The organism is Streptomyces sp. NRRL F-2664 (genome assembly GCF_000719345.1).
Classification (GTDB): domain Bacteria; phylum Actinomycetota; class Actinomycetes; order Streptomycetales; family Streptomycetaceae; genus Streptomyces.
This window is the reverse complement of record NZ_JOFX01000073.1, coordinates 1-10,293: the sequence shown is the minus strand read 5'-3', so window position 1 is coordinate 10,293 and position 10,293 is coordinate 1. Positions and strand designations below refer to the sequence as shown.

The following is a 10,293-nucleotide window of genomic DNA, read 5'->3' as shown; positions in this document are numbered from 1 at the left end:
GCCTATGGCTGCGGTCCCGCACAGTGCGGCACCGGCCAGTACAGTCGCTATTTTCATCCTGATATTCATGTGCCGGCCACCTCTGGGTCGAATCGGCGTGCTGTAGCGCCAGTTTTCCACCGGCACGGCAGCCGGGGCGTCCTCAGATCAGAGGACAGCGCGGGGGAGTGGGCAGCGGTCACCGGGAGGACAGGCCCGGCCCTCTTTTCCGGGGAGGTGGGCGGAAGGAGGCTGGCCGGGGCCGCGGGGTGTGCTGGGTCCGCCGGGCCCAGGCCGGTGGCGCGAACACCGTCCTGCACTACGGCAAGGACGGCGCCCTGACCGGCCCCGACAAGGAGCAGGTCTCACCGGCACCAACCGGGAGCGCCCCGGGCTCAACCAGGCGCTCGCCGCGGTCCGGGCCGGGGACACCCTGGTCGTCCCGAAGCTCGACCGGCTCGCCCGCTCGGTGCCCGATGCCCGTGAGATCGGCGACCGGCTCACCGGTCGCGGGGTGAAGCTGTCGCTGGGCGGCTCGCTGTACGACCCGGCCGACCCGATGGGTAAGATGTTCTTCAACATCCTGGCCACCTTCGCCGAGTTCGAGGTGGATCTTCTGCGGATGCGGACCCGCGAGGGCATGGCCGTCGCCCGGGCCAAGGGGAAGCTGCGGGGCAAGCAGCCCAAACTCTCCGCCCGGCAGCAGGCCCACCTCGTCGTGCAGCACAGGGGCGGCGAGTACACCATCGCCGACCTTGCCGAGATCTTCTCGGTGTCCCGGGCGACGGTGTACCGGGTCCTGGAACGCGCCCAGAACGCGGACCAACAGGAAGCTGGTGGGAACATCAGGCCCGGCGCCGGGTGCGTAGGGTAGGGGTGTGAAGATCTCCGAGACGGACCGGGCCCGGCTGACGAAATGGGCCGGGCAGCAGGTTCCCGACCACGCGAGGGCCGAGGTAAGTGTGGGCTGCGTGGTGCGCGGTAGTACTGCCGCGATCACTGAGGAGCGGGCTCCGTGGGACGGTGTCGGTGAATGGACCTCTCGCCGGGTCGCCCGGCTGCGGTCCACTGATGCAGGCTGGCTGGTGGACGGGGCGGACCGCAACGGCCGCTGGTACCCCTGCGATCACCTGTCGGCGGTCCCGTCGCTGGACCAGGCACTGGCCATGCTGGACGATCCCCGCAACGCCTTCTGGGGCTGAGACCGGCTCAGAACGGGTAGTTCTCAGCGGGCGCCGTGGGCTGGGCCTGCTGTGCCGGCCCGGGAGACTGGCTGTGCGCGGGTGCCGCTGCACCCTGGGAAACCGCGCCGGAGCGGTAGGTCTTGGTGACGGTCGCCGTCGCGTAGGTCAGAGACGCAGCGATCTCCTCGGCGTCGATCTCAACGGTGGTACGGCGCTGGCCTTCCTTGTCGTCGAAGGTGCGCTGCTTGAGCCGCCCGGTCACGATGACCCGCATGCCCTTGGTGAGGGACTGGGCGGCGTTCTCCGCGGCCGCCCGCCACAGCGAGCAGCGCAGGAACAGCGGCTCGCCGTCGGTGAATTCGCTGCGGTCGCGATCGTACACGCGTGGGGTGGAAGCGACGGTGAAACCGGCGACCGGGATACCGGCGGCGGTGAACCGCAGCTCCGGGTCAGCCGTCAGGTTGCCGACCACAGTCACCAGCGTCTCGCCCGCCATGCCCGCCACCCCTTTTGTGTCTGCTGCCGAAGTACGACCACCGTACCGGGCCCAGCCCCCGGGCTGGCACGATGGCAGGTTATGACGGATGAGGACAACACGCTGGAGGCGGGCGACCGCGGCACTGGCCGCGGCGCAGGAAGCACTGCATGTGGCTCGCCGGAATCTGAGCGCGGCGATCGTGGCCGCGTACCGGCGTGGGGAGCCGGTCGCGCGGATAGCTGAGCGCACCGGCAAGGAAGTCATCGAGATCCGCAACCTTCTGGCCGCCACCGAGCAGCACACCGCGGGTGATGGCGCGATAAGCCTGCCGCCGCTGCCCCGGCGTGTGCCCAGCCTGTGCGATGCACGGACCCGGCAGCCGCTGCGCCGGTAGAGTGGCGGCGCCATATGCCCGCTTCGAACCAGGATCCAGGTGGCCATGCTCCAGGTGCCCCATGACGATGACACGCCCGACGGCGCTGCGGCGGCCGAGGCCTTGTCGATGCCGGTCACGGAACTGGTGGCCCGTAGCGGGGAGCTGAAGAGCGAGCTGGTGGAGTTCGCTCAACATTCCCGTTTCGGTAGGCAGCTGGCCGCCCGCCTGCGGGCTGCCGGTGGCAGCGGTCTGCTGGACGAGGGCATCGCCGTGCGCACCGTGGATCATTTCGCCCTGCAGCACCGGCTCCACGACGGCACCACAGTCGTGGAACGCTTCATCGCCCAGCGCCGGCCGCCCCTGACAGCCGACGAGCGCGCGATGTTGCTAGGCTGGCGCGACGTCGTGGAGGGACTGTTCGAGGTCCACCGGGCCGACGAAGGCACTGTCGTATTCCACAACCTCATCGATGACCTGCACTACCCCGTCTGCTCCAACATGGGCTCCGAGGCACTGGCCGTCCTGGAGCAGGGGATGTTCACCTACGGCCGTATCGTGCCCGTCCATCCGGTCATTGGTCACTGGCTCGTCAGCGGCTACCTCTCGCCCTACCCCCAGTCCTCGGGCCCGGATGTCGCACGGGCCGCCCTGCGGATGGCGACCGCGGACCCGGGTCTGCTGCGCCGCAACCGGGATCTGGTACGGCGGGCCTGGCAGATGCAGGCAGAAGACCGCGCCGTCTTCATCGACCGGTTCGGGTCCGACCTCGTGATCCTGCCGCCGGCCACCGCCCAGGAACAGCTGGCCGAGCACCACCGGCGCCGCCTGGAGGAAGCAATGCCATCAGCCGAAACCGACGGCGGGCCCACCACGAACAGCGCTCCGGACGCCGAGGAGATGGGCCGGCTGCCCGGGTACTACATGGATGCCGACAGCGTCGGGCTGATCTACGACGAGATCGAAGGCCTGAACTACTACCTCGACTTCGGCCGCCTGGACACCCTCTTCGCCAACCCCGCCCTGGCTGGCGACCACACCTACATCACCCTGCTTCGCAACTACCTGAGCGACGACACTGTCTCGCCCCTTCCCCTACGCCGCCTGGTCCAGCGCCACCCCGACGGCGCGGACGCGGTCTTCCGCGCCCTCCTGCGCAAGCCCGGCTTCTCCTGGACGCGCGACGGCGAAGACCTGCTGCGCAGCCGCAAGAAGTCCTTCTTTCAGCAGGACAAGGCCCCCAGCTTCTCCGTCGTCGGAGAGCGCCTCGCCGAACTCCTGCGCACACCGGATTGAGGACACCGGTGCACCAGCTCAGCGACACGCAGCTGGAAGCCCTGATCGAGGACGCCACCGTGGACGCCTACGACGAGGACGAGCAGCTCACCGGCTTCTACACGATGCTCGTCGACCATCTGGCGATCCCGTTCGAGACGACCGTGCTCGGAACGAGCGCCACCGTCGACTCCGTCGACCTCACGCCCGGAAGCGGGATCATCGCCTGGTGCAGCCGCGGCCCACACCGCCAGGCCATCGCCATCCTCGACCTCCCCCTGCCCACCCCCGCCCCGGACGGCGCCGAATGGATCCACGCCTACCGGCACTGGGCCGCATGAGCACGGCGGACCCGGGCTGTGGTGAAGGAGCTGAATGACTTTGATCGGCCGGCTCCGTCATGGCGCTGCCGGTTCAGGCTCCTCAACATCGAAGTCGACGTCCAAGTGCGGGTCGAACGCGTCCGGGCGCGCGGTGAGCTCCGTGGTGGCGTAGGTGCCGAACCGCATGATGTGGTCGGTCAGGTACGGGCTGATCGCGGCCAGGTCCTCCCCGGTGATCTGCCAGCCCTCCCCCTGTAGCTCGCGTACGACCTCCATGAGGTCGAGGGTCGTATGGAAGATCACACAGTTGGCCAGCAAAGACGTCAGCTTCACCGCCTTCTCCTGCTCGACCGGGTCGTTCTCGGCGATCATCCCGCCGTTGCAGAACGCCAGCCAGTCGGTGAAGTTGTTGAACGACTCCACCTTGTTGGTGGCCGCCGTCACCCGGCGGCGCAGCGACGGATCCGAGATGAACTTGAGCAGCTGCACAGTCGCGACCGCCCGGCCCACCTCCCGGAAGGCCCGGTAGATCTGGTTGCGGTGGGAGTTGCTGCCCAGGCGCCGCAGCAGCAGCGGCGAGGCCAGGGTGCCCTCCCGGATCGCGATGCTGACGCGCATGAGATCGCGCCAGTGCGTCTCGATCAGCCGCCAGTCGATGACGTTGCGGCCGCCCTGGTCGAACAGGACGTCGATGTGCCGGTAGCGGACGCTGGTGGAGGGCCGGTAGCAGGTGCGGTCCTTCCAGTTCCGTATCCTCGGCATCAGCTCAACCCCCATCAAATGGGCGAGGCAGAAGACCGGGAACGACTGCCCTTGCGTATCGGCGTGGATCGTGTCGGGCTTCATCTCGGAGGCGTTCTTCAGCAGCCCGTCGATGATGTAGACGGCCTCCCATACGCCGCAGGGAACGAATCTGGAGAAGAACGCGATGTACTGATCCGATATGTGGTGGTATGCGATCCCGCCGAATCCTCCGTACGGATCGAGGACTCGGCGATCAGGTTGTCGATGAAGGTGCCCATCTGCGTGCCGTCGGCCGCCACGGAAGTCCCGTCGCCCCACGCCTTGACCAGGTCCAGGCGCATGAACGCGTTGACCACGTCGGTGATCGCCTCGTTGATCTTGTCCACGCCGAGGTGACGGTTCGTGATCGCGCTCAGCTCGTGCGCGGAGACCCCGGCGATGTGCCGAGCGGCCTCGGCGAAGGTCATGTTGATGCCGCCCACGAAGGTGGTCAGCACGTACCTGCCGAAGGGGTCCTTCAGCTTCGGGTCGCTGCCGGAGGCCGGGCCGAACCGGCTCCACCACTCCACCCAGTACGCGGTGCGCGACAAGAGGCCCAGCAGCGTCCGCTAGGGCATCCGCGCCTTGACCTCCGCCTCCAGCCGCCTCGGCCAGGGCGCTGACGCCCTTGGCGCGCTGCTTGCGCAGCACCGGCACCCCGTTCTCGTCGATGACCAGGTCCGCGTTGTCCGGGTACCCGGAATCCACCTCCGCCACCGTGCTCTCTAGCCGCTCGCGCAGGGCAGCGGTGAACCCCGCGGCCGTGTCCGGGAGCCCGGTCTCCTCGCACAGCTGCGCCAGCTTCGGCCCGCAGTCCTCCCAGTCGGGCAGCTGATCAAGCCAGTTGGCGAAGGTGTCCGAGCCGGTGATGGCTACATCGCCGGTCCGCAGATGCTCAGCCAGGTAGGTGAACACCAGCGTCTCAAAGCGCCGGCGGTCCAGCGTGCCGGGCTTGCGCCGGTCGCGGACGGCCCGCTGCCAGTTCTGCGAGGCGAAGCCGAGGTCCAGCGGCTCCCCCTCGTACAACTCACCGATGTACTCGCGGGTCGCGCTCTGGTGGGCCCGCGCGTGCGCCAGCGCGTCCAGGACCCGCCGGACCTCACTGACCGCCTCGAACTCCAGCGTGCCCACCAGATCGAACATCGGCGCCCGGTCCCGCTTGTAGAAGCGGGCGACCAGTACCTCGTGGTTGTTGCCGTGGTGCGCGGCCACCGCCTCGATGTCGGCGAACTCCGCCGCGAACGACCCCGAGCTCTGGGCACCGCCTTCTGCGCCAGCGCCAGCGCGGCGACCCGCTTCGAGGCCAGCGCCCGCGCCGCCTTGCGGCGGGCCTTCTTCCCCGCCGGGAACGGGACCGGCACCCCCTCCGGACCCCGCTGCACGAGGTCGGCGGGGTTGATCCGCTCCAGCACCGTCCGGTAGGTGCCGATCATCCGCTCCACCAGCGCCTGCTGCTGCTTGCGGATCTCCTCCAGCTCGTCCTTCGCGTTCTTCAGCTTGGCCGCCACCCGCTTGCAGAACATCTCCGCCAGATCGTCGCGGGCCCGCCGACGGGGCGCGTGCACCAGGCAGGACAAGAGCGCGATGAGCTTGCCCGTCACGTAGTCCCGCAGCTCCGCCGCGTCCAGGGCGCCGGCCTCGGCCGCGAAGTCGGCGATCTTCCCGGGCGCGATCCCAGCCAGCCACGCGCCGGTGTTCCCGAGACCGTCCACCCACTGAAGCTGCTTGTGCTGCTCCTTCAGATGGCTCCAGCTCGGCCGCTCGCGGGCTTCTTCAGCCGGTTCAGCCCGCTCTTGCGATCCAGCCCGCCCACCTCCAGCGGCCAGCAGCCGGGCCCGGTCCTCCAACGTCATCCGGGACCGGACGGTGGCGAAGATGCCCGGCCTGGCCGCGCTGCCGACGGTCAGGGGTCACCCGTCCGGTGCCCTGATAGCCGCCGTCGGCGATCGTGGCCATCTTGCCGGCGGCGGCTGGACGCCGGGCTCCTCCCAGCCGCGGGAGTCGTGGCGGTTGCCCGGAAGCGGCCGGCCGGCCACCACGGCGAGTCGGGTGTCCGCGTCGATGACGGCCTGGCGGGCGGTGGAGTACCGGCAGTCTTGGACTGCCCGGCCGCCGTGTGGCCGCGGGCGGGCACGAGAGTGCCGTCCCCGATCAGCACCGTGTCCCTGGCTACGTGATCCTGGTCAACGCCCGACGGGTCAAGGACCCGCCCGGCCGCAAGACGACGGACGTTTCGGACGCGGCCTGGCTGGCCCAGCTCGGCGCCCACGGCCTGGTCCTCCCCCCTCATCAAAGGTGCCCTCGGACTCGCCGCGTTCGGCACCGTCAGAACCCAAAGACACCTACCTCGCCGCCCGCTACAAGCGGCTTACCTCCCGCCGCAGCCCGCCCAGGGCCCTGGGCGCCGTCGAGCACTCGATCACAACCCAATCTGGCACATACTCACCGACAACGTCGCGTACAGGGACCTGCGCGGCGCCTCTTCACATGGCGAAACCTCGAACGCGCCATCCGCCGGGCCATCGGCCAGCTCAGCCACTCGGCTACCCCAGTGAGACCACAGGCTGACCGCCAAGCCCGAACATCCGGCACAGCGGCCGGGCCACCAGCCTGCCTACAGCCACCCTGACCTGCTGTTATGTAAGTGTCAGAGCCGCGCGAGTCGGCGCTTGCCTGTATGCGGGGTCTGATCGCTCCGTTGGAGCGGAAGAACGGCTGGACGCCGGCGTAGGAGGCTGGCCATGCGGGGCCTGACCGGACCCGGCTGATGAACCGCATCAACTGGGACGCGCACGACGTCCTCGACGACGTGCGCGAGTACGTGGTTGAGAACCCCGGCGATCCGGATATGCGCCGATCGCGGACGACACCGGTTCCTCAAGAGGGCGCAGCGAGCTTGGCCCGAAATCGGTAGCCGACCGCGTATACCCACTAGCATACTCAAAGCATGGCAGATACCAGTATGAAGATCGACGACACCACCCGGGACCGGCTAAAGGCACTAGCCAACGCCGCGGGCGTGTCCATGAAGGACTATCTCGCACGCGTTGCCGCGGAGAAGGAGCAGGAGCAGCTGCTGGACACCGCCACAGCCGCGTTCCGGCGGGCCACCGGCGCGCCCGGGATCATGGACCGCTTCGACGCCGACTTCGGCGGACTGCCGCCGACCCCCGCCCACAACACTCCGCGAGCGGCCTGAACCGGTGGAACTGCTCATCGACTACCGATGGCTCCTGGACCGCCAGGAGGACATCCTCCGCTCCGACCTGACCGTCAACGACCTCTCCGTGCTGGTCGGCATGGCCGCCCGGCACCGGGTCAACACCCCCCGCCTGGACAAGGCAGACCCGGACGCATTCTGGCGCGCCGCGGTGTTCCTAGAGGAGTCCGTGCTTCTGCGCCCGCTTCCTGCACGCAACGAGGCGTACGGCTATGGCGTCGCCCTCGCCTACCTGGAAGCCTCCGGGAAGCGCGCCGATGCCCAGTACGAGCAGTGGCGCGACCTCATCACGGACATCCGATCCCTGCGACTCGACACCTACGGCATCGCGGACCGGCTCCGGTCCTTCCAAGAAGGCTGAGGCGGCCTGGAATACGCCTTCATCAGGCTCGCACGGGCCTGATCATTGAGGCGTAGACCGGCGAGTCGGGGAAGGGCTGCTGCTCGCCGATCTTGGAGTAGCCCCACGCCTCGGTACACGGCCTGCACAGCTCCGTTGCCGGCCGCCGGGTCCACCAGCAGGGTCACACGCTCTTCCTGGCGCTGCGCCAGCCAGGCTTCGTGGAGTTGCCAGGCGACACCGCCGCCCCGCCACGGCTTCCGTACAACGATCTCGTTCAGCGCACCCTTCTGCTTGCCGTTCTTGCGCAGAGCGGCGTTCTCAACCTCCAGCGGCGTAGGCGGCCCGGCGGAGTCTTCCCGTCGGCGCCCTTGGGGGCGGCTCGCCCCGCTGCCCTGACCCAGTCACAGTACGGATCGGCAGCGATATGCTTGCTCGCCGCTCCGATGGGCCGTGGAAAGAGCGATCGTCCGGATCAAGACCTGGCGCATCCTTCGGAAAGTTCGCCTCAGCTCGAACAATCTCACGTCAGTCGCCAGAGCCGTCCTCGCCCTGAGACTCGCCGCTGAAAATGCTCAGTGTCTCAGGCGTCCAGGATCAAGAGTCAGAACCCATTGAAGCTGACCTCAATCGCGGACCACATGCGGACCGCGATGGTCACGGACGGGATCGAGATGGCCGTGGCCGCCCGCTGTGGCCGCGTCGTTTTTCACACCAGCAGGGGCGCCCAGTGCAACCCGGCCGCCTTCGCTGACGTCTGCCGCCGCCACGGCATCAGCCGCAGCACGGGACGGGTCGGCTCAAATTACGGAAATGCGCGCGCGGAGTTGTCTTTCAGGGCCTCTAACGCGAACTGCTTCACGAACGCCGCTAGACCTCGAGGGCGCAGACCGGCTCGAGCTGTTCCGCTGGCTGTCGTAAGAAGCGGTTGTCCTATCGATCATGAGCGTGATGTGATCGAACGCGGGGGCCGGGGCGGGTGAACCTTGCCGTGACGTGCATGAGGACAGGGCCTCTGGTGCAGCACGAGGGTTGCGAAGCCAACTCGTGAGCCCGGGAGGCCCTGCTGATGCAGTTCTACGCTGTCACGCCAATCGTGTTCAACTCGTCTGCTCCATAGTGTGGTTGACTGGCGCATCGGTTCGGGAACGCGGGCGACCGTCCGAACGGGATGCGCAGGTATCCGTGGGATATGGCGGACGCGCAGTGGGCGGTGGTGCGTGGCGGGCTGCCGGTCCCGGCGTGGTTGGAGGGCCGGGGCGGGCAGCCCGAGGGCTACTGCCGCCGGCAGGTGTCGGATGCGATCTTCTACGTCATGGGCAACGGGATCACGTGGCGGTCGATGCCTGCCGGCTTTCCCGCCTGGGACCGGGTGTATGCCTGTTTCCGCAGGTGGCGGGAGCAGGGCCTGGCCCGTGAGTTCCACAGCCGGCTGTGCGGCCGGGTCCGTCTCGCTGAGGGGGGCGCGCAGTGGAGCCGACCGCGGCTCATCGACTCACAGTCCGTCAAGGCCGCCGCTTCGGTCCCGGCGGCCACGCGCGGTTACGACGGCGGCGAGAAAGTCAACGGGCAACGTCAGCACGTCATCACCGACACGTCGGCCTGCTCCTGGTGGTGCTCGTGACCGCGGGCAGCACCACCGGCCGGCAGGCCGCCGACCTCCTGCTGGTCGGGCTGCGGGCACGGTTCAGGAAGGTCACGCTGGTGGGGGCGGACGGCGGCTACCGCGGGCGGCTGGTCACCTGGGCGAAGGGGAAACTCCAGCTCACGCTGGAGATCGTCAAGCGCAGTAGCGAAACATTCATCTACTTTTCGCAGGCCATGCTCATGAGCCGCCGCCTTGCCCGCCGGGCCGTACCGGTCCCGTCGGCCGACTGGTCGAGCTGGGAGGCCGCGGCGTGAGCTGGCCCGTCGGCGACGCTTCCAGCCAGCCCCTCCGGGCCAGGCGTTTCGCCTGCCAGGTCTTCAGGCGTTGAAAAGAGACGCCTTCTCGCGGAGCAGGATGCGCAGGCCCTCGTGGCTGACGTCGTCGACCACCCCCTCGGCGACCAGGAAGTCCGCCAGCTCGGCCGGGAAGCGTGAAGGCCACCGACCCCGTGCCGCGCCGGATGAGCCGCAGCAACCGCCTGCCTCGTCATCGTCGATCTCCCGCACCCGCACACCTTCAGCCACGTGATCATTCTGACCGCACCACCTCCGCAGCAACCGGCCGACACATCATCACAGGGCGAAACGTTGCCTGAGAGGGCGTTTAGCCCATATTCGGGGTTCTTTATATGGGTCTGCGCTCTGGTTTGGCTGGGACCACTGAGGCTGGTGTGAGTAGTGGTGCATGAGT

11 protein-coding genes and 5 pseudogenes are annotated in these 10,293 nt (G+C 68.5%); 11 read left to right on the top strand and 5 right to left on the bottom strand.

The features are described from left to right. The first annotated feature begins 250 nt into the window (after window positions 1-250). Both IF89_RS0132920 and IF89_RS46385 read left to right on the top strand, forming a co-directional pair. A complete protein-coding gene (locus IF89_RS0132920) occupies window positions 251-853 on the top strand; it encodes a recombinase family protein (RefSeq protein WP_051808008.1) in 603 nt (200 codons plus the stop codon). A gap of 4 nt (window positions 854-857) precedes the next feature. Continuing rightward, window positions 858-1,181, top strand: coding sequence for a DUF3024 domain-containing protein (locus IF89_RS46385; RefSeq protein ID WP_158718017.1), 324 nt, complete (start codon window positions 858-860; stop codon window positions 1,179-1,181). A gap of 7 nt (window positions 1,182-1,188) precedes the next feature. On the opposite strand, the gene IF89_RS0132910 is transcribed toward IF89_RS46385, so the two are convergent. After that, window positions 1,189-1,659: a single-stranded DNA-binding protein gene (locus IF89_RS0132910; protein WP_030775925.1), complete on the bottom strand. Its 471-nt coding sequence runs from the start codon at window positions 1,657-1,659 to the stop codon at window positions 1,189-1,191. A gap of 88 nt (window positions 1,660-1,747) precedes the next feature. Between IF89_RS0132910 and IF89_RS0132905 the strand changes: the two genes are divergently transcribed. Genes IF89_RS0132905 through IF89_RS0132895 form a run of 3 tightly spaced genes read left to right on the top strand, consistent with a single transcriptional unit; the run spans window position 1,748 to window position 3,630 of the window. Beyond that, entirely contained in the window at window positions 1,748-2,035 is a 288-nt protein-coding gene (locus IF89_RS0132905) for a hypothetical protein (protein WP_158718016.1), read from the top strand. Between the two features lie 54 nt (window positions 2,036-2,089). Then, window positions 2,090-3,310, top strand: coding sequence for a hypothetical protein (locus IF89_RS41205; protein ID WP_234327972.1), 1,221 nt, complete (start codon window positions 2,090-2,092; stop codon window positions 3,308-3,310). Window positions 3,311-3,318: 8 nt separating this feature from the next. After that, window positions 3,319-3,630 (top strand): calcium-binding protein, encoded by a 312-nt coding sequence (locus IF89_RS0132895; RefSeq protein WP_030775914.1) that lies wholly within the window; start codon window positions 3,319-3,321, stop codon window positions 3,628-3,630. 57 nt (window positions 3,631-3,687) lie between these two features. Here the strand turns inward: IF89_RS0132895 and IF89_RS48180 are convergent. From IF89_RS48180 to IF89_RS48170, 3 genes and pseudogenes are all read right to left on the bottom strand, one after another. After that, a pseudogene (locus tag IF89_RS48180) lies at window positions 3,688-4,925 on the bottom strand (transposase). 342 nt (window positions 4,926-5,267) lie between these two features. Beyond that, window positions 5,268-6,107, bottom strand: coding sequence for a hypothetical protein (locus IF89_RS48175; protein WP_234327971.1), 840 nt, complete (start codon window positions 6,105-6,107; stop codon window positions 5,268-5,270). Between the two features lie 172 nt (window positions 6,108-6,279). Then, window positions 6,280-6,625, bottom strand: a pseudogene (locus tag IF89_RS48170) (transposase); the annotation flags it as partial. Between the two features lie 420 nt (window positions 6,626-7,045). On the opposite strand from IF89_RS48170, the pseudogene IF89_RS42945 reads away from it, so the two are divergent. The 6 genes and pseudogenes from IF89_RS42945 to IF89_RS48155 all read left to right on the top strand — a co-directional run. Then, window positions 7,046-7,269: pseudogene (locus tag IF89_RS42945) on the top strand (IS701 family transposase); the annotation flags it as partial. A 73-nt stretch (window positions 7,270-7,342) separates the two neighbouring features. Then, the gene (locus IF89_RS0132885) at window positions 7,343-7,594 is read left to right on the top strand and encodes a hypothetical protein (RefSeq protein ID WP_030775911.1); all 252 of its coding nucleotides are present in this window, start codon (window positions 7,343-7,345) and stop codon (window positions 7,592-7,594) included. Window positions 7,595-7,598: 4 nt separating this feature from the next. Beyond that, complete coding sequence (locus IF89_RS0132880; RefSeq protein ID WP_030775908.1) at window positions 7,599-7,976, top strand: hypothetical protein; 378 nt, start codon at window positions 7,599-7,601, stop codon at window positions 7,974-7,976. A 605-nt stretch (window positions 7,977-8,581) separates the two neighbouring features. Continuing rightward, window positions 8,582-8,873: pseudogene (locus IF89_RS42935) on the top strand (IS3 family transposase); the annotation flags it as partial. Between the two features lie 274 nt (window positions 8,874-9,147). After that, on the top strand, window positions 9,148-9,579 hold the full coding sequence (locus IF89_RS48160; RefSeq protein ID WP_234327970.1) for a transposase: 432 nt from the start codon (window positions 9,148-9,150) through the stop codon (window positions 9,577-9,579). After that, window positions 9,576-9,857, top strand: a complete 282-nt coding sequence (locus IF89_RS48155; protein WP_234327969.1) for a hypothetical protein — start codon at window positions 9,576-9,578, stop codon at window positions 9,855-9,857. The genes IF89_RS48160 and IF89_RS48155 overlap by 4 nt, the downstream gene beginning before the upstream one ends. A gap of 43 nt (window positions 9,858-9,900) precedes the next feature. On the opposite strand, the pseudogene IF89_RS49785 reads toward IF89_RS48155, so the two are convergent. Continuing rightward, window positions 9,901-10,025 (bottom strand): annotated as a pseudogene (locus IF89_RS49785) (IS630 family transposase); the annotation flags it as partial. Window positions 10,026-10,293: the final 268 nt, after the last annotated feature.

Excerpts from the sequence above, each read along its gene's own strand:
- IF89_RS0132910 (WP_030775925.1), bottom strand. The coding sequence starts at position 1,659 with ATGGCGGGCGAGACGCTGGTGACTGTGGTCGGCAACCTGACGGCTGAC.
- IF89_RS0132905 (WP_158718016.1), top strand. The coding sequence starts at position 1,748 with ATGAGGACAACACGCTGGAGGCGGGCGACCGCGGCACTGGCCGCGGCG.
- IF89_RS0132885 (WP_030775911.1), top strand. The coding sequence starts at position 7,343 with ATGGCAGATACCAGTATGAAGATCGACGACACCACCCGGGACCGGCTA.
- IF89_RS48160 (WP_234327970.1), top strand. The coding sequence starts at position 9,148 with ATGGCGGACGCGCAGTGGGCGGTGGTGCGTGGCGGGCTGCCGGTCCCG.